This window comes from Hyunsoonleella sp. 2307UL5-6, from assembly GCF_047345485.1.
Lineage (GTDB): Bacteria > Bacteroidota > Bacteroidia > Flavobacteriales > Flavobacteriaceae > Jejuia.
The window spans coordinates 230408-250434 of record NZ_JBLFEN010000006.1 but is presented as its reverse complement, the minus strand read 5'-3'; the positions used below and the strand labels follow the sequence as shown (position 1 = coordinate 250434).

Here is a 20027-nt window from a genome sequence, read left to right as displayed (position 1 = left end):
ATAAAAAGACTATTTTGGGTGGTTTAACTGTGGTTTAACTGTGGTTTATTAAGATACTAAAATAAATTCAATACAAAAAAGATATAGCGGATAGCCCGACCCCTTGGGGGAACGCCATGGAAATTTTATAGAAAGAAATTCCATACTAAACCGAAGCGTATTGTAAAGTCTCTATAAGGATAATTTGGTGCGGAGTAATAGTTGTAGCCTGTAAATGCTGAATTAAAATGTTCGGCCTTGAAAAAGATACGGGTTTGTCGGATTTTAGCATTAATAAAAAAGTCTAACCTTGGAAACTCGCCAAATTCTCTTTCGTTTTGCACGAAGAATTCTGCAAGGACAGGATTGTAACCATTCATATAATACTTTGTGAAATAATTTAAGGTTACCCCTGTTTGTAGATGCATGGCTTTTTTAAATAGCTCTGAGCTAAAATACAGGGTGTTTCTTGTGGTGAGTTGCGGTACATTTAATACATTATTATCGTCTTGTACGTTTTGATACAGCACCGTATTGTTTAGAGCAAACTTACCTACACTTATCTCGTTTTCTAACTTAGCTCTTAAGTAATTTATTGTATTGTTATTTTGAAATACACGTATGGATTGACTTTCTGTAACTGTTTCGTCTTGCTTAAAATATACGTAATCTGAAATAGTAGAGTAATCTACCGAGAGATTTACTAGTTGTTTGTATTTTAATTGAAAGGCTACTTGTTGAGTTTCTGTATTATTGAAATTATTTTGCCAATTGTAATCTTGGTAGTTACTTTGATATAAAAGCATATTAAAATTTGGTGCTTTAGAACTGTGATTGATTTTTACTTTTGCAAAAATATCATCTGTTATATTGTATGATGCTTGTCCTATAATATAATTACCTGTAAAATCGCCAATGAGGTTTACGCCAGCTTCTCCTTGAATATTAAAGCCTTTGTAAAACTTACGGTATTTACCTCCTGCTGCGTATATGTTTCCTTTTAAGCGGTTGGTAATGGTATTATTTTGTTGCACCACAATCCTGTTATAGCCATAGTTGTAATGCGTACCACTTATATTTACGCTAAAATTTCCTAACTCATTATTAATATAATTTAAGGCTAATTGATTGTGCAATCTTTCTAAAGTTACGCGATCTCTTAGGTTGGAGCTTCTAAATGCGTCTCCAAATATTGCATTTTGTCTTGTTTGATCGTATTGAAATGATTTATCTTCGAACGAAATTATATGATTTATTGAGAGTTTATAAGTAGATGTTGAATCGTTTAAGGTTTTTGGTAATGCCTTTTTTACCACTTTGTTGAACAAATTATAACCATGGTCTAGATGAAAACGTTTACCTCTAAGTGTATTTTCTGCATCTTCGAAATTGGGGTCGAAAATAGCTCTGTCTAGAAAATCTGGTTCTCCGTTTTCAAAATTAACTATGTCGTCGTCTTGCAACCCTCCATTTTCTTCATTTAGCAAATCTTGCATTACTATATGCCCACGCATATAATAGCGCTTATTTTTTGTTGTATAGTTTGTAGTAAATCTAAAATTTCCTGTACTAGTTAAAATGTGCTGATATTGCCCTAGAGAGCGTTCGCCTTTATAGGCTATTGAAAAATTAAATTGCGGTGATGTGTTTATTGTGAAAAAAGAATCTGCTAATTGCCCCTGCTCAAATGCAGTTTTGTAGAAGAGTTCTGTTAACGGTGTTGGTACTTTATAATAGAAAACATCTTCAATTTCCATATAATTGAAGTGTCTTGCTCTGGCCCCGAATTGCGGTAGGAGAGTTGTGTTTTGAAAGTTATAGGTTAGACTATTATAGCTTTGTCCTAAGTTAGCAAATGGCATTAAACCAAAATTATCTTTACGTAAGTAGTTAAATTTATATTCTTTTTGAATTGATAATGTGGTATCAACAAAGGTGGTATCACTTTCATGAGAAATGATTAAGTACTCTTGGATTTTGGCTTTTTTATCATCGGCATCTCCTTTGGTTAACTTTCCTAATAAACTTTTGGTAGATGTATTTTTACTATTTATTAGTGTAGCAGTACTGTCTTGAGTTTGTTCTGAAGTAGTAGGCTTGGAAACTTTACGAAATGGAGAGTTTTCTGGGTTACCTTGCCCAAAAGCTACCGTAGCGTAAAACACAAAACATAAAACAAAGATTAACTTCTGCATAGATATTTAAAAACGTTGCAAATGTAAATACAAAATATGATAACGTCGTAAAATGAAAAAATTATATTAAATTTTATTTTATTGAGTGTTTTGTATTGCATAAAAAATCCCTACACTGGATATGAGTAGGGATTATATTTATTGTAAACGTAAAATTTTATTTGGTTTTTTTTATCCGAAAAATAGACCGTAAACTCTTATACCACTGTCACTATTAGTGAATGATCCTGATGGATTACTAAAGTTAAAGGTATCACTACTAAATGCTCCATGCCTTGCGAATGTTAAACCGTTTGGTGTTGCAAAAAACTCTATTAATGGTAATATTAGTGGCTCTACTTGACCAGAGGCTCCTCCACCTGGACCATCATAAGTTAAAAATAATCTTCCGTCGCTTATATCACCTCTTAAGAAACAATAAAATAGATTAAATGCTGCACCATCTGCTCTAACTATTTGAACAAACAAAAATGTATCACAATCGTCACTTTCAAAATCTATTGACAGCTGGTATTGAGCTACTTGCCATGTACTACCGAAGGCAGCACCTAAATTAGCCTCTATTTGAGCTAGCATATCATCGTGTGAACCAGAGGTTAGAGGATTATCGCCTAAACTTCTTCTGTATAAAAAGCCTGTAGGACCTAGTTCTTCTAACTCTATTAAATCATTAGGGTTTATAAAAGCAGGTGCATTACTGTAGTAAATACTGGCAGTAGTTCCATCAACAGTAGATACAAACCTTTCTGTAGTCTCATCGTAGATAAAATCTGAATATGAAACGCCTTCGAATTCTAAAGCAGGACTAATAGTTATACCCTCTTCTGTGTAAGCGACACCAAAAGTTAGATTAATAATTTCTGTTTCAGAAAACCCAGATAAATTTGTAAAACGACGTGTTTCATTGTATAACATATCGTACTTAATACCACCATTAGCATTTTCTATTTCAAAAACCTGATATAATTCTGGTTCTGCAATTCTTGGAATTTGATTTCGTAATTGATTAACAGCAGATATACTTTCTGTATCAAAATCTGTAAAATTAGTTGGATATAACACCATTAATGCTGTATCACTGTTTCTTATATCTCTAAAGGTTAATACACCATTATCATTACTAAAAAATTGAAAAACTGAGGTCCCAAAAAAGCCTAAACCTGTTGGAAATCCGTTTATAACTTCGGTAATAGCAGTTGGATCAGTTCCTTTTGTAATGTGATTACGTGTTGTGAATACCAATTCTATAGAAGTACCTAATCGTACTTCATAACTAGAATTTTGTAAATCGATATCATCATTGAAGTCTGATGTTTGCCTTACCGTACCATCTGCATTAAATTGCATGAAAGTTGTAAAGCCACCTCTTTCGTCATTTTTCGTGAAATATACTGCTTTGTAACCGTTAGGTTGAGCCAGCAATAACTCTTGTAATTCATTAATAGCTTGATCTACTCTCTCAGAGGGTGTTTGATCAAAAATATTTTGATCTTCATCATCGCTACACGAGGAGAATACCAAAAAGGATAAAAATAATAGTTTTAAAAAACTATTTTTAGTGATAAGTTTCATATGTAATTTTTTAGTTATTTAACTATATTTCTAATAATGCTTGAAACGACAATTCTTGTAATTCGTAAAAATTTATATTAAATTTTTCTTGATAGTAGTCTACAATGATTCTCTCTTTTTCTCTTATAGATGCTATGGCTTGAGGGTTTGCTATACTGTTTACCAAGTTCTCCCACCTTGTATTAGAACGTGTTAACATGTATGCTACCATTTCAACAAAATCTTCACTAGGTTGACTTGACGCGTAAGCTGAAATATACCCCAACTCTCTAGCCTCTTCATTACTTCTATCTGCCCAAGAAGATGTATAGTTATTTGGATTTACTATATCAAAAACAGGGTCGTAAGGTTCTATTTGATTTAGTATATGTCCATATTCGTGATGAATTGTAGATAACGGGCCAATTATTGAAAACTGTACATCGAAATCATTTGGTATATCTTCCTCATATAAAATACTGTCAAAATCTAGAAGATCTACATTGAATAGTGTTATCCTAGCTCCTTGTTCTGCTATACCTAAAGTGATGGTGTTGCCACCAGGATTAAAATTGAAACCTCCTGCTAAAATAAATTCTCTAGGAGCAATATTTTTAATAAAATTTTCTCCACCTAATTGATTATGTGGCTCTATCCAAACCTTCTTAAGTATCTCTGTTAGTGGTCTAACATTAGCTTCAAAAGGAGGATGTAAAAATCTATCAACATCAGTGTCATTAATATCCCATTTATATTGTATTTCGATATTGTAGGGTTCGACAAAATTATCTCTTAGCCACACATCTAACTCATTAAGCATTGGCGTTGATGTATCAATTTGAGAATCGGTTAGTGATGGCTCATTTTCACATGCTGTAAATGTTAGAGTAAACGCAGCACATAAAAATAAAATACCTGTTACTTTGAAATATATATTTTTCATAGATTAAAAATTTTTAAATAATGTTATCTTGGGTTTGCCTCAATATCAAATGCTTGAGCATCTGGCGGAATTTGTACTGCTCTTCTATTATCGTCTTTTGGTAAAACAATAACATCTATGGTGTTACCACTAACGTTGGCAATTCTGTGCTGCACTTCGATATTATGTCTTTTAATATCAAACCAGCGTAACCCTTCATTATAGAATATTGATTTTCGCATTGTTAATACTAAATTAATATATGATAGACTGTTTGCTGGTAGTGCATAAAAAGGTGTATAAAAATTCTCATCAGTAAAAGCAAAGTCTCCATCTATATCTTCAATATCTGAAGTGGTTAACTCATCAGCACTTGTATACCCTTCAGTTTTTGTAGAAAACATAAGATTTATGTCAGATACGGCATTATCGTATTGTTCCAACATAATATAAGCCTCAGCTCTGTTTAACAAAACTTCATCAGTTGTTAATATCATGAATGTTACGAATGGCAAACCAATACCTGCAGCTTGATTAGTAAACCTAAAATATTCGTTATATTTAATAAGAGTAAGTCCTATATCTCCGCCAAAGGTGAATGTAGGATATGCCCAATCTAATCCTATTGGACTTTCACCAAATAAAGATCGCTCAAGGTTTCTTGTTAATTGATATCTTGCAAGACCTGAGAAAAAAGCTCTGGAATACACTGAACCTCCAGCTACTAATAATAAATTTGAAGGATCGGTAGCTGATGAATATTGCAACCTTACAGCTGCTCCAGGTATATTACTATACAATCCATTAATGTCTCTTAATATAGCTGCTCCCGAACCTCCCAAAGCAGCATTGCTATGTTCTATAACTTTTTGCCATTCTGCGGTATGTAAATAAAACCTAGAAGCAAAAGCATTGGCAGCTTGTTTTGTAAAATGAAAGGTTGGAACATCATAATTATTTTCTATAAGAGGTAAACCTTCCTCTATATCTTGAGCAATTTGCTCGTATACATCAGCTACACTGCCTCGATTGTATTCTTCTATTAAGACTGTTTCTGGAGTAGTAACATAAGGAATACCTAAATCTGTACTAGCAGTATCAGGATTATATCTTTTAGAAAATACACTTACTAGCATAAAATGTGCATAAGCTCTACACAAAAGCGCCTCACCCTTTTGAGTATTAAATTCATCACCTCCACCTAATTCTTCTATAGAAGCTAAAGCTTGATTAGCATTGGCTATTGCCCCATAAGTATCATTCCAATAGTTAGTAGGGGTATCATCATCATCATCATTTAAATCTCTCCAAAAGTACATTTCTTCATTAATCCTAACATCTGATTCAGAGGCTGGACCTTTATCATCTGCATTATCAGACATAGGCTCTAGAAACGAAACATAAGCTGCTTCTGGGTATGCTCCAACTAAAAGTTCAGAAATTTTTTCAGCAGAATCTATTTCAGTTCTATTATCTGGTACTTCTGAAAGCACATCATCACAACTACAAACCAATACAAGTAGTAATAATGGTATTAATTTTAAATATTTTTTCATATTATTTTTTTTTAAAAACCAACATTTAGTGTAAACGTGTAAGAACGTGTAATAGGTGATGCTACACCACCACTATTAAAAAACTCTGGATCTTGACCTCCTAATTTATCATCAGAGTATAATAAAAATAAATTAGTACCCTGTAAATTTAAACGTAAAGAAGATAATCCAATGTTTTTTACTGCGTTACCATTAAAAGTATATCCTATTGATATATTTTTCATTCTAATAAAATCCCCATCAGCAACCCTAGCTGTTGAGAAGTTGTATGCATTATAGGCCCTTGTTATAGCTGTATTACCTACAGATTCTATTAATGATCTCGAGGCAATTGCAGGGATATCAGTAATATTTTCATCTCCTGGTTGTTGCCAACGGTTTACAAATTCTCTTGGAAACACACTTAAATCTGTATAGACAGAAGAATATGATGGATCTAGGCGTATTTTATTTCCTGCAGAAAACGACATAAAGAAACTGAAATTCCAATTTTTATAATTAAAATTATTAGCAAGTCCTCCTGTTATGGTTGGTAGTGAAGGGCCTTCGTACACTAAAAAATCAAGTATATCTTCTGTAGCTTGAAAATCTATACCAGATATAGGATCTACATCTTCGCCAAGATTGAAAGTTGGTACCCCAAATTCGTTTAGGCCTGCAAAATCAAATGAATATAACGCATTACGTTCGGTTCCTATTGCATTACCAGTACCGTTAACTAAAGAGAAAACATTTGGTCTTTGCTGTAAACTTGTTATCTCTTGTTCTATGAAAGAGATGTTAAAGCCTGAGCGCCATTGAAAATCACTTGTATTAACATTAACTGAGTTTAATTGAAACTCTATACCATTGGTAGTCATTTCTGCATTGTTACCTAATTTAACAGACTGTCCCCCAATTCCTGAAGTTCTCACAAAATCTAATAAATCAATACCTCTTCTAGAATAAACATCAAAAATTGCTCTAATACGTTCGTTAAAGAATCCAACTTCTAAACCTAAGTTTAATTCTCTAGTTTGCTCATAAGTAAGCTCAGAGTTTTGTAGATCAGAGATGTTTATGAAGTTTTCTCTATCGTCCAAATTAAATCTATCTGTTATTTCATTCAAAAATATTGCTCTATTATTACTAGCAGCGTCGTTCAATAATCCTGTAACACCATAACTTGGTCTAAATACTAAACTAGAAATTACATCAGAATCTTGAAGAAAACTTTCTTTATGTACATTCCAACGTCCACCAATAGAATACGTTGGCAACCATCTTGAGCTAGAGGATTCTCCAGCTCTATTTGAGCCTTCATAATTACCCGTTACACTTAACACATATTTTCTATCAAAATCGTAGTTAACTTGCATTGCTAAAGACACCTCTCTAGAACGTGTATCTTGAGAAAAGAAATAATCGTTGCCCTCTAAAATGTCTTTTGTAAGAATACCAGGATCTGTAAATATTGCACCACCTCTATCAAATTGGTAGCCGTAACCTGTAAATGATGACGACGATCTGTCTGCGTGTCTATATTCCTGATTAAAATATACGTTCAGGTTATGCACATCATTAAATGTATTATCGTATTGTAATGAGTTCCTGAAAGTATATGCGGTAAGCGTGTTTTTTGTTTCAGTTAAAATACCACCAACAGGCAACACAACACGAGGTAATGCTACAGGATTGTCTGGGTCATTAAATAAAAAGGTATTTGCATTTCTTACTATAGCATTTTCTGCTGCTCTGTAAGCAGATACTCTGTTTGAACTTTCCCTTGCAGAATTTTCACCTATATTTTGTACAAATCTAGCAGAACCCAAAAAGTTATAAGTTAACTTATCATTTAACTCATATTTTATTTGCCCTTGAAATTTAATATCTGTTCTATTAATTTCTAATGAATTATTTTCAACTTCGTTTAAAATATTTATAGGCGCCCAATTTGCTCTGTAAAACTCTAAATCACCATTACCATCTCTAGGGCGTAATGCTCTACTAGTAGTTAAAGAATAGTTGAATGGATTTAAATCGAACTCTCTATTAAAAGCTCCGAAAAAGGTATCATTTTGTCTTGCTAAAGTACCTGGTGCTTTTTGATTTACAACATTGGCACTACCAAGTAAAGTAAATACTAGTTTGTCATCATTAAAATGAAAAGAATTTCTATAATTAGCTGTAACACGTCTTACTCTATCAGCAATTGTCCAACCACCATCAGTAAAATAACCTAATGACGCATAAGTTCTTGTAGTTTTTGAACCGCTAGAAAAACTTATGTTATGGTTTTGAGTAGGTGTCATGTTATATAGCTCTTTAAACCAATCTGTATTTGCTAATTCAAACTGTTGTAAAAAAGATGCTCTTGCCTCGTCTGTATTAGGTATTCCAAATGCACCATTAGATTCTGAAAAATCATTAATTGCATTTGCTCTTATATTATAGATACCACCATTTCGTCCAAATAAAACATCTGGAAACTGTAAAAACCCTTTAGATTCTAGTTCGTTGTAAATTGATACAGTTTCTTGTGAATTAAGAAGGTTGAATTGAGCATATCTAGGTCTATCTCTCATTAAGAAGTCACCATTATAACTAAACGTTGGAGCTTGATCTGCTCCACCTGATTTAGTAGTAATTACGATTACTCCATTTTGAGCTCTAGCACCATACAGAGAAGTAGCTGAGGCATCTCTCAAAATTTCAAAACTTTCAATATCATTAGCATTCAAACCAGCGATAGCTGAACTTAATAAGGTATTAGGATCGCCCGAAACTAAATCAGCAAAAGATACATTTACAATTTGTTCTTGTATTACACCATCTACAATCCATATAGGATCAGCATTTCCTAAAATAGATGCAGACCCTCTAATAGTAATCCTAGGTGCAGCACCAAATGTACCTGTTACGTTTTGCACACTAACACCAGCAGCACGACCTTCTAAAGATTGCGTAATATCAGGTAATCCTGCTAGTTCGATATCTTTGGCTTTAACAGATTGAGACGCTCCCGTAAAGACCTCTCTAGCAATATTTTGATACCCTGTAATAACAACAGTATCTAAAGCTTCTAGATCTTCTTGCATTGTAACATTAACAGTAGTACTAGAGCCAACAGTAATTTGCGCAGTTTTCATACCTACATAGCTGAATTGTAGAACTTCACCCTGATTAGCTTTAATAGCATAATTACCATCAAAATCTGAAATAACACCCCTGTTTGTTCCTGCCACTTGAACAGTAACACCAGTCATAGGCAAGCCAGTTTGGTCTATAATAGTACCTGATACTGTCTTTTCTTGCGCCATGGACAATTGTGTTGTTAACGATAAAAATACCGTCAAAATCCACAGTAATCTAATTTTCATAGAATATAAATTTGAATTAGTTAAGGAGCGAATTTCTTAATATTATCTTAAAGTAGCAAAATTTTGAATTAAAAAATGTTAGGATAATTGAATTTTAACATTTAAAATGTTAGCTTTTTTCAAGAAAACACAGAATTCATTATCATTTTTTTTGCAATAATTACAAAATTGTAATTATTTAATAAAATAAATTAAATTTTTAATAAATAAACACATATAAATACTATGTATGCATAATATTTATAACTAATGCTCTTTTTTATACTTTTACCCCATGTTACAGTTAAAAAAATCAAAATATACAAATGAATGCGGCACAGACGAAGCTGGCCGAGGTTGTTTAGCAGGTCCTGTTACAGCAGCTGCTGTTATATTATCTGATAATTTTAAAAATAAAATTCTTAATGACTCAAAAAAATTGAGCGAATTAAAACGTGATATTTTAAAACCAATTATTGAGACCGAAGCTGTATGCTTTGGTGTTTCTCATGTTTTTGAAAAAGATATAGATAAAATAAACATACTTAATGCCTCTATTTTAGCCATGCATAAAGCTATTGATTTATTGAGCACAACCCCAGAATTTATAATTGTTGATGGCAATAAGTTTAAACCTTACCGTAATATACCCTACGAAACTATAATTAAAGGAGATGGTAAATATTTAAGCATTGCAGCGGCCTCTGTTTTAGCCAAAACATATCGGGATACTTATATGCTTAAAATTCATGAAGAATACCCCATGTATAATTGGAAGAGAAATAAAGGCTACCCTACAAAAGAGCATCGTGAAGCTATTAAAAAGTATGGTGCTACTAAATACCATAGAACATCTTTTAAATTATTACCCGAACAATTAAAGTTAAATTTGTGAGTTTGATTTACCATTCTTTAGGGTTTTGAGTAATGACACAAACTAAATAACATACGTTGCATACTTATTTTTACAACTCATTTTATATTTTAGCTTAAATTTAATGACGCCATGAGATTTTTTTTGTGTTCCCTCCTACTTTTAGTCGCATTAAGTTGTTCCAATTCTAAAAATAAGCAACCTCAACTTATTGATGTTATTCCAAGCAATTCAGAAGTTGTTTTTAAAAGTTCTAATATTGAAAGTTTAAAAACTGCTATTATTAACAATACCTTTATTAACTCATTATCTGATACTAAAGCTTATAAAAATTTAAAGCATCTTTTAAATCCTCTAAAAAAAATTAGCATTGACGGAAACATCTTATTATGCTTTTCTAAGTCTGAATTAGATAGTTTACAATACACCTTAATTACCAAATTTTCAAGTGTAGTATTTCAAACGGATTCATTAAAAAATTATACTGAAGAAAACCTTAAGTATACATCTTATGATATTACAAAATCGACTTTAAATACTCATGAGTTTTATAGTGTAATGGTAGATAGTATTTTTGTTGTATCCTCTTCAAAAGAAATAGTAACAAAAGTTTTTAATAACAAAAGCAATACCTCGCCTTTCAAAAAATTACACAATGTTGTATCTGATAGTGATAACGTATCTGTTTTACTAAAAACTAATAGTGCATTAGCACCTTCCTTTTTTATGGAAAGTGATTTAAAATCGACTCATTTAACTGATTTTATTACGCTAGATGTCGAATTATCTCAAGATGCTATTTTTTTTGACGGTATTGCAAAATCTTTAGATTTATCAACAAAAGTTATTGATATTTTTAAAAACACTATTCCGCAAGAGCATAAAATACAACACATTACACCAGGCAATAGTGATGGTTATTTAAGTTTTACTTTTGATGATTTTAATATTATACACAAAAATATATCTGTATTTCACAATAAAGATTCTACCTCCATTGATGAAACCCTCTTTAATTCTATCATAGAAATAGGTGTTATTTATGAAGATGATAAAAGAGCAGTAGTATTAAACTCGATTGATGCAATTGCAACGCAGGAAGCACTACTAAGCGAACAAAACATTATAGATACTTATAGAAATATTTCTCTATTTGAATTTTCTAAACCTAATCTTTTTCAAGACACTTTTAATCCACTCCTTAATAATATTACGGTTTCAAAATACTGTGTTATTGACAGTTACTTTGTATTTGCTAATAGTATTGAAGCGCTTCAAAATATTATTGCCAATTATAAAAACAAAACTACATTTAGTAGTAAGAGTTCTTTTAAAGAGTTAAGTACAAACTTAAGTAGCGAAAGCTCTTTGGTATTTGTTGCAAAACCTCAGCTTTTAAAACAGGTAATTAAAGATAACTTAAACAAATTGTATGATATAGACTTAAAGCCTTATAACATATCTGCAATACAATTTGTTTATGACACCAATTTTGCGCATATACATGGTGGTATTATTAAAGGGAATAAAAAGCGTGTACAACATTCAATATCTGAGCGTTTTAGCTTAAAACTAGACGCCGACTTGTTAAATACTCCGCAAATAGTAACAAACCACATTACTAACCAGAAGGAAATTATTGTACAAGATATTAATAACAATCTCTACTTAATTTCTAACAAAGGGAACGTAATTTGGAAAAAACAACTTAAAGGTGCATTACTAGGAGAAATATCTCAAATTGACATGTATAAAAACGGAAGGTTACAGCTTGCTTTTGCAACTACAAACAGGGTTTATATTGTAGATAGAAAAGGTAGAGATGTTACACCATTTCCTTTAAAATTTAAAGATGATGTAACACAACCGCTTTCTGTGTTTGATTACGATAAAAACAAAAACTATAGGCTTTTAGTCACTCAAGGTAAAAATGTATTAATGTATGATATTAAAGGAAAAATTGTATCTGGTTTCTCATTTAAATCAACAAAAAACGATATAATAAGTTGCCCCAAACATTTTAGAATTGGCACTAAGGATTATATTGTATTAAAAACAAAAAGCAAGCTATACATTTTAGATAGAGTTGGTAAAACGAGAGTGTCTCCAAAAACTAAAAACATATTTTCTGATGAACCCGTTTTTCTATATCAAAATAAATTTACCACTACAGATAGTAACGGACAATTAATTAGTATAGACACCAGAGGCAATGTATCAAGCATTAATTTAAAACTATCTGCTGCTCATAATTTAGAGACCACCAGTAAAACACGAGTAACATTACATGGTAATAAATTGGGTATAAAAAGCAGAATAATAGAACTAGATTATGGTAATTATACTAGGCCACGTATTTTTTATTTAAATGATAAAATTTATGTTACGATAACCGATTTACAATCCAAAAAGGTGTTTTTATATGATAGCCAAGGAAAATTAATACCAAATTTTCCTGTTTATGGCAACTCTTTAATTACTTTAGATAATATTGATGGAGACCGAAATTTAGAATTCGTTACCAAAGGCGATACTAATTCTATAATATTATATAAGATTAACTAGTTTATTTACAAGTATTTAATTAACATTTAAATGTTAATTAAATTATTTAAAGTCTTTTAATTCTTAGAAACAAATTTTTATATTTATAACACATTTTTAATGAAGCTAAGTTGCTAGATATACACAATTATTATTTTTAATTTAAGTATGATGTGTACTAATTAAAGGCAAAAAACCTGTTTTAATTTAAATATATAACCACCAAAAATACAAGTCCTCGAATCTGGCGTCAAAGTGTTCATGCTTTGGCGCCTTTTTTTTGTGCTCATATCAACTTAATTTAATAGTATTGTAGTAATAATAATTAATATATGATTTCTAGAAAAAACGCTTCTATTTCAAAATTTATAATTCATAAAGTAGGTAATAAATTTAACGATACTAAAAATGCATTCTCAAACAAAACTGTAGATTTTGATGAAGCCAGTTACGATTTAATGCTCCCTTTTCTATTAAGACCTTTTAGCAGTTTAGTGCAAAGTTATCGTTTTGGCCATCATGCCGATATTTCCTTAAACGAAATTAATACCTATTGCACACAACTATTTAATGATGAAGATGTTTTTGAAGATGTTTCAAAACATATAGTAATGCATCTTTATGAGCAGTCTAATTCTGCAAACATTAAAACAGGAGATGTATTAATTGTGATGTTTGAAGGTATAGAATATCGAGATATGACAACTAATGCTATTGGTATTTTTAAAATTGAAAACAAGGTTAATTTCTTTCAAACATATTTAGAAAATAATAGTTATGATGTACTTGTACAAAAAGGCATTAACTCTAAAAAGGTAGATAAAGGCTGTTTAATTTTAAACCAAAGTGATACAGAAGGCAATATTATTTTTAGTATTGATAATAATAGTTATGATGCGCAATACTGGATTAATCATTTCTTAAATATTAAATATGCTGATGATGCAAACAGCCACACGCAACAATATATAGAACTTTGCAAAGACTTCTCTTCAGAAATTATTAAAACATCATACGGTGCTAAAGAACAAAACACATTTTTAGCCAAAACCATTGACTTCTTTAAAGAAAATGAGGTTGTAAATATTGAACGTTTTAAAGATGATTTATTTGAAGAAGATAAACATAAGCGCGAATTTGACAATTACAAAAAGGAATTTGAAGGTGAACAGAATTTAGTAATTAGAAATCAGTTTGATGTTGCTGAGGCAGTAGTAACAAAAGAAAAGCGAAAAATAAAAACTGATATAAAACTAGACACTAATATACAGATTAAACTAGACATTGATGCCCCAGATGCCTCAACCGAATATTTAGAACGTGGTTATGATGACGAAAAAAAGATGAACTACTATAAGGTATTTTTTAATACTGAAAACTAAAATTTAATTTACCTCATTCGCCTTGATGCCCTTTAATATCATCTATGGAATCAATATAATTTTGTGCTTCTTGGTTTAAAATTCTTTTATAAAGTACGCTTATTTCAATAGCTAAAAACACAGCTACAACTAATATTACAACTACAGCTACAAGCGCAATTATTACATTAACAGGAACGTCGCCCTTAAAATTATCAAAGTTTATATAAATAAAATACAAGAAGTAAAGCGAGAAACAAAACAAGATTAACGAGAAAAACAGATTTCCTATCCAAAATAGTTTTCCTGTTAACTCCAAGGTATTAGTTTTCAAACTATAAAATCTCAAGGTTTTTATTTGATAAACAATACTAAGTGCGCCTCCTAAAATTATACCTACTAAAAATAGCATTTCATACTCAAACTTAGCACTTTCAATAACCAGAATACTATAAGTAACTACAGATACAAATGAAACAATCAAAAAACTTAAAATCAATAATGCTATTTTAATCCCTTTTTTTAGTTTCATTTAGATGTCATTGAAAAGTCAGCTTCAAAAAGCGTAGTGAAGTGTTTTAATAACTTATTTTTTATATCTGTTTCATCTACCTTCTCAACACCCAATTCAACATTTAAAGAGGTTACTGCTTTACCCCGAATACCACATGGAATAATATTATCAAAATACCCTAAGTCTGCATTTACATTTAATGCAAAACCATGCATGGTTACCCATCTACTAGCACGCACACCCATAGCGCATATTTTTCGTGCAAAAGGTGTACCTACATCCAACCAAACCCCTGTTTCTCCCGCACTACGTTTTGCGTTTAAACCATATTCTTCTAAAGTAAGAATTATCATTTCTTCTAAAAATCTCAGATACTTATGTATATCTGTAAAAAAATTATCTAAATCTAAAATAGGATAACCCACAATTTGCCCAGGACCATGATACGTTATATCGCCACCTCTATTTATTTTATAAAAGCTTGCGCCTTTACGTTTAAGTTGTGCCTCATTTAATAACAAATTAGTCATATCACCGCTTTTACCTAATGTATACACATGTGGGTGTTCTACAAATAAAAAATGATTTTTAGTTTCTAAATTAGCATCTTCTCGCCTATTTTTTATTTTACTATCAACTATAGCTTTAAACAAAGCTTCTTGGTAATCCCAAGTTTCCTTGTAATCTTTTAATCCTAAGTCTTGTAACGCTATAGTTTTATTCATAGCCTGTAAAATTACGATAATTTTAAATTTTAATTATTAGGATTATTTAAGATTACCAACGCAGCAATAACACCGGGAACCCAGCCACAAAGCCACAATAGAAAAACAATAATTATAGAGCCACAACCTTTACCTATAACTGCTAATGGCGGACAAATGATAGAAAGTATAACTCTCCAAATACTCATAGTGATTTTTTTTAATGATTGATACTATACGTATTTGACGTTACCTTATCTATTTTGTTACATTATCGGCACAACAGATTTTAATTTTACAATACCATAAATTATAGTAGCCTAGTGCTGTGAGGTTATTAATTTACATACTTGTTTTTATATGCTTTTGAATTTCGTGGTTTCGCGCAGCACAACTTCAATAGGTTTGTTGATACTAAACTTTGGCAAAACAACGTATATTTATTACTAAATCGATTAAAAAACACTAAAGATTAAAGGTACAACTGTAGCAATAAACTAAACATAAAAGCTAACTAAGTCCTGAGCCTCTAAAGATTATTAATAATCCATAGAGGTCTTTGTTTTATTCTTAGGTTAAATAATGTAATTTTGCACCTCAAAACAAAAAAAGTAGCATGCAGCTTTCAGAACAAGAATTGGTAAGACGCGACAAACTCGCAAAATTAAAAGACTTAGGCATAAACCCTTATCCTGCAGATTTATTTCCTGTAAAACAAACATCAAAAGATGTTAAAACAAATTTTGATGAGGGTAAAAAAGTAATTATTGCAGGTAGATTAATGTCTCGTCGTATTCAAGGTAATGCAAGTTTTGCAGAATTACAAGATAGCGAAGGAAGAATACAACTTTATTTTAATCGTGATGAAATTTGTAGTGGAGATGATAAAAGCAAATACAATACTATTTATAAAAAGCTTTTAGATATTGGGGATTTTATTGGTGTTGAAGGAGAGCTATTTACAACCAAAGTAGGTGAAAAAACAGTTATGGTAAAAGATTTTACACTATTAAGTAAAGCTTTAAAACCATTACCTCAACCGCGTGTAGATGCAGACGGTAAAGTTCATGATGCATTTACTGACCCAGAACAGCGCTACAGACAACGCTATGCAGATTTAGTGGTAAATCCTCATGTAAAAGATGTTTTTGTAAAGCGTACAAAACTATTTAACGCGATGCGTTCGTTTTTTAATGATGCAGGCTATTTTGAAGTAGAAACCCCTGTATTACAACCTATTGCAGGTGGTGCTGCTGCACGCCCATTTATCACGCATCACAACGCTTTAGATATTCCTTTATATATGCGAATTGCTAACGAGTTGTATTTAAAACGCTTAATTGTTGGCGGTTTTGATGGCGTTTATGAGTTTTCTAAAAACTTTAGAAACGAAGGGATGGACCGTACACACAACCCAGAGTTTACAGCTATGGAAATTTACGTAGCCTATAAGGATTACAACTGGATGATGGATTTCTGTGAGCAGCTTTTAGAACATTGTGCTATTGCTGTAAACGGCACTACTGAAGCTATTTTTGGTGAACATAAGGTAAATTTTAAAGCGCCTTATGTAAGAATAACTATGGCAGACTCTATAAAACATTTTACTGGTTTTGATATCACTGGAAAATCTGAAACTGAAATAAGACAAGCTGCAAAAGACTTAGGTATTGAAGTGGATGATAGTATGGGTAAAGGGAAATTAATAGATGAAATTTTTGGCGAAAAATGTGAAGGCAACTATATACAGCCTACCTTTATTACCGACTACCCCAAAGAAATGAGCCCTTTATGTAAAGAACATCGTGAAAACCCTGAGCTAACAGAACGTTTTGAACTTATGGTTTGTGGTAAAGAAATTGCTAACGCCTACAGTGAACTTAACGACCCAATTGACCAACGTGAGCGTTTTGAGCATCAATTAGAGTTGGCTAAAAAGGGAGACGACGAGGCTACAGCAACCATAGATTATGATTTTTTACGTGCACTAGAATACGGTATGCCTCCAACATCGGGAATGGGTATTGGTATGGATAGGTTAATTATGTTTTTAACCAACAACCAATCTATACAAGAAGTATTGTTTTTCCCGCAAATGAAGCCAGAGAAAAAACCTTTGGCCATAAGCGATGATGCCAAAGCAGTTTTAGAACTACTAACTAAAGCTGAAAAATTAGAATTGGTAAACTTAAAATCACAATCGGGGTTATCTAACAAAAAATGGGATAAAACTATTAAAGAATTAACTAAAAATAGTTTGGCTAAAGTTGAGAAGACTGATGATGGGTTGTTTGTTGAAATACAATAATAAAAAAGTTTACAAAAAATGGCTTATACTTCTACGTATAAGCCATTTTTAAATACTATTTATCCTGAGTTAATGAGTTAATGAGTTAATGAGTTAATGAGTTAATGAGTTAATGAGTTAATCATTGAAAAATTATTTATTTTTTTCATAAAACTTTACCCACCTTTGATAAAGTATATCCTCAGATTTACTAGCCAATTTAACACTTGATTGTTTAGGTAAATTATCTTTTTCTAACTTCAATTCAAATAAAGCTGGCTTTTCCAACTCTACATCTTCTAATAAAAAAACCAATATTACATCACAATAAGCATCAGACAACGTATTGTAAGTATCAACCTCATTGGTTTCTAAATTATGGAAGTCAAATTTTAGTGTATTATCATTTACATAATAAATTCCAGCATATTTAATATTACTTTTATCTACCAACCAATTATTATCATACTCGCTATACTCAACACAAAAAGATGCTGAAATAATAGTATCATAATTGAAGTTTCTTAGAGTCTTTTTTAAGATGTTTTTACCTTCCATTTGAGAAACAAAAACTGAAGCCATAGGGATTGTATCAATACCCACCTTTACTTTTGTAAACTTTTTAGCGGTTGCCAATGTGTCTTTAATAATTATTAATTGTGATTTTCTGTGTATAACTTGACGTCCACTATTAACTTTAGTTTTACACGATATCAGAAAAATAAAAAAAAAGAATATAAACTTATGTAACATTCTAATTAAAAATTACGTTTTGTTTTATGGTTAGCGAGATTATTAAACTCTTGAACACAAAAAAATTGTTTAGTTAATTAAAGCCTGTAAAATACTAAATCCTATCTGTTTTTATAGTATAAAACTTATTTCAAATATTCTTTATTAAAAAGAATATAATCTTCTGAGAAAATATTAAATGATTCTTATAAGTTAGTGATTTTTCGCTAAATAATTGAGCATAAACAAACTTAAAATAATCCTTTTATGGATATAAACACTTCTTGCATATAACAAATCAATAATGACTATTTTAGTTGAAAATAAATCTTAAAATAACCAGATGACGTAATTAAAAAGAAGGAGGGGTTTTTATAATTACGTGTGTTTTAAAATCAATAATTAAATTATTTAACAAAAACAAAGCCGATAGTTTTATGAAGATACTATCGGCTTTTTGTCTTAACTAAACTAAACTTAAACTAAACTCACATAAATAGACGATATATTTTCAAATTCCTTACATATATTTAGAAATATTTAACTTTTTTTATTAAAAATCACCATTTATGTGTTTTATTTCATTAAAACAAGAGTCAATATCTAGAATATACTATTTATGAATTCAATTATTCTTTATAGAAAATAGCAAAAAATTATAGTTTGCAATTAGTATCGTAAATCTTTTATGTAGTTATACTTATAGTAAAAGACACTTACTCATTCACCTAATTTTTTAATTAAATTTTAAAGCCTCGTAATCAATATAATTACGAGGCTTTGGGTTACTAACCAATCATCAAAACAACCCTTAGTGTTTTTTTGATTTTTAATATCCTTTAAAATTATTTCTCCTCACTTTCCTGTCTGTCTATAAATTGCACATCTCTTGTGTTTTTTTGAACCGCAATAGCTGCGAAAAGACTGAGTAGGAATGACATGCTATAAAACCCCTTTTCACTCAATAATAAATCGGCATTCCACAACCCAACAACTAAAAGTACGATAGAGGTTATAGTTGTAAACCAACTGATACTGTAATAAATATCGGTTACAGGAATATCTTCCATTTTATCACGTACTGCTTTTTGAACAGAAATAACAGAAAACAATCCAAAAAGAAGAATTGTAAAATAATACCCTTTTTCATTAAGCAACATATCTGCATTCCACAATCCAATACAATACGAGGTCATACCTACTAAAAGTGCAGACCATGATGCACCTATAAATGCTGATGTTGGTTTTTGGTCATAAACCTTGTTCGCTTTTTTTACTTTGGTTTTTTTTAAATCTTCATCAACTGAAACTGTTGTTTGATAATTCATAATTTTTGTTTTAATGATTATGAGGCAAAATTGGGTAACATTTTTGGATTCATAAACTCAATATTTTATAAAAACTGACGACTTATTTTATCAAATAACTATATATTAGCATTATATTTATGACATCTTATAAATTAATAAT

Annotated in this window: 14 protein-coding genes; 4 read left to right on the top strand and 10 right to left on the bottom strand. The window is 30.9% G+C overall.

From position 1 onward, the window contains the following. Nucleotides 1-125 precede the first annotated feature (125 nt). The 5 genes from ACKGJY_RS12815 to ACKGJY_RS12795 form a co-directional block, all read right to left on the bottom strand. Entirely contained in the window at nt 126-2174 is a 2049-nt protein-coding gene (locus ACKGJY_RS12815) for a putative porin (RefSeq protein ID WP_413974296.1), read from the bottom strand. Nucleotides 2175-2345: 171 nt separating this feature from the next. Continuing rightward, nucleotides 2346-3746, bottom strand: coding sequence for a DUF4302 domain-containing protein (locus ACKGJY_RS12810; protein ID WP_413974295.1), 1401 nt, complete (start codon nt 3744-3746; stop codon nt 2346-2348). 22 nt (nt 3747-3768) lie between these two features. Next, nucleotides 3769-4668, bottom strand: coding sequence for a substrate import-associated zinc metallohydrolase lipoprotein (locus ACKGJY_RS12805; protein WP_413974294.1), 900 nt, complete (start codon nt 4666-4668; stop codon nt 3769-3771). 23 nt (nt 4669-4691) lie between these two features. Further along, entirely contained in the window at nt 4692-6203 is a 1512-nt protein-coding gene (locus ACKGJY_RS12800; protein ID WP_413974293.1) for a RagB/SusD family nutrient uptake outer membrane protein, read from the bottom strand. A gap of 11 nt (nt 6204-6214) precedes the next feature. Further along, complete coding sequence (locus tag ACKGJY_RS12795; protein WP_413974292.1) at nt 6215-9562, bottom strand: SusC/RagA family TonB-linked outer membrane protein; 3348 nt, start codon at nt 9560-9562, stop codon at nt 6215-6217. 274 nt (nt 9563-9836) lie between these two features. Here ACKGJY_RS12795 and ACKGJY_RS12790 point away from each other — a divergent pair, with 274 nt between their 5' ends. The 3 genes from ACKGJY_RS12790 (at nt 9837) to ACKGJY_RS12780 (ending at nt 14341) form a co-directional block, all read left to right on the top strand. Further along, nucleotides 9837-10436 (top strand): ribonuclease HII, encoded by a 600-nt coding sequence (locus ACKGJY_RS12790; RefSeq protein ID WP_413974291.1) that lies wholly within the window; start codon nt 9837-9839, stop codon nt 10434-10436. 111 nt (nt 10437-10547) lie between these two features. Beyond that, on the top strand, nt 10548-12980 hold the full coding sequence (locus ACKGJY_RS12785) for a ribonuclease HII (RefSeq protein ID WP_413974290.1): 2433 nt from the start codon (nt 10548-10550) through the stop codon (nt 12978-12980). A 311-nt stretch (nt 12981-13291) separates the two neighbouring features. Beyond that, nucleotides 13292-14341: a nucleoid-associated protein gene (locus ACKGJY_RS12780; protein WP_413974289.1), complete on the top strand. Its 1050-nt coding sequence runs from the start codon at nt 13292-13294 to the stop codon at nt 14339-14341. 13 nt (nt 14342-14354) lie between these two features. On the opposite strand, the gene ACKGJY_RS12775 is transcribed toward ACKGJY_RS12780, so the two are convergent. Genes ACKGJY_RS12775 through ACKGJY_RS12765 form a run of 3 tightly spaced genes read right to left on the bottom strand, consistent with a single transcriptional unit; the run spans nt 14355 to nt 15747 of the window. Then, the gene (locus ACKGJY_RS12775) at nt 14355-14852 is read right to left on the bottom strand and encodes a hypothetical protein (protein WP_413974288.1); all 498 of its coding nucleotides are present in this window, start codon (nt 14850-14852) and stop codon (nt 14355-14357) included. Further along, nucleotides 14849-15559: a lipoyl(octanoyl) transferase LipB gene (lipB, locus tag ACKGJY_RS12770; RefSeq protein WP_413974287.1), complete on the bottom strand. Its 711-nt coding sequence runs from the start codon at nt 15557-15559 to the stop codon at nt 14849-14851. Before lipB ends, ACKGJY_RS12775 begins: the two co-directional genes overlap by 4 nt. A 29-nt stretch (nt 15560-15588) precedes the next feature. Then, complete coding sequence (locus ACKGJY_RS12765) at nt 15589-15747, bottom strand: YqaE/Pmp3 family membrane protein (RefSeq protein WP_413974286.1); 159 nt, start codon at nt 15745-15747, stop codon at nt 15589-15591. A gap of 407 nt (nt 15748-16154) precedes the next feature. On the opposite strand from ACKGJY_RS12765, the gene lysS reads away from it, so the two are divergent. Next, nucleotides 16155-17846, top strand: coding sequence for a lysine--tRNA ligase (gene lysS / locus ACKGJY_RS12760; protein WP_413974285.1), 1692 nt, complete (start codon nt 16155-16157; stop codon nt 17844-17846). 132 nt (nt 17847-17978) lie between these two features. Here lysS and ACKGJY_RS12755 read toward each other — a convergent pair whose 3' ends face one another. Beyond that, on the bottom strand, nt 17979-18461 hold the full coding sequence (locus ACKGJY_RS12755) for a hypothetical protein (protein ID WP_413974284.1): 483 nt from the start codon (nt 18459-18461) through the stop codon (nt 17979-17981). A 941-nt stretch (nt 18462-19402) separates the two neighbouring features. Continuing rightward, the gene (gene yiaA / locus ACKGJY_RS12750; RefSeq protein WP_413974283.1) at nt 19403-19885 is read right to left on the bottom strand and encodes an inner membrane protein YiaA; all 483 of its coding nucleotides are present in this window, start codon (nt 19883-19885) and stop codon (nt 19403-19405) included. Nucleotides 19886-20027 lie beyond the last annotated feature (142 nt).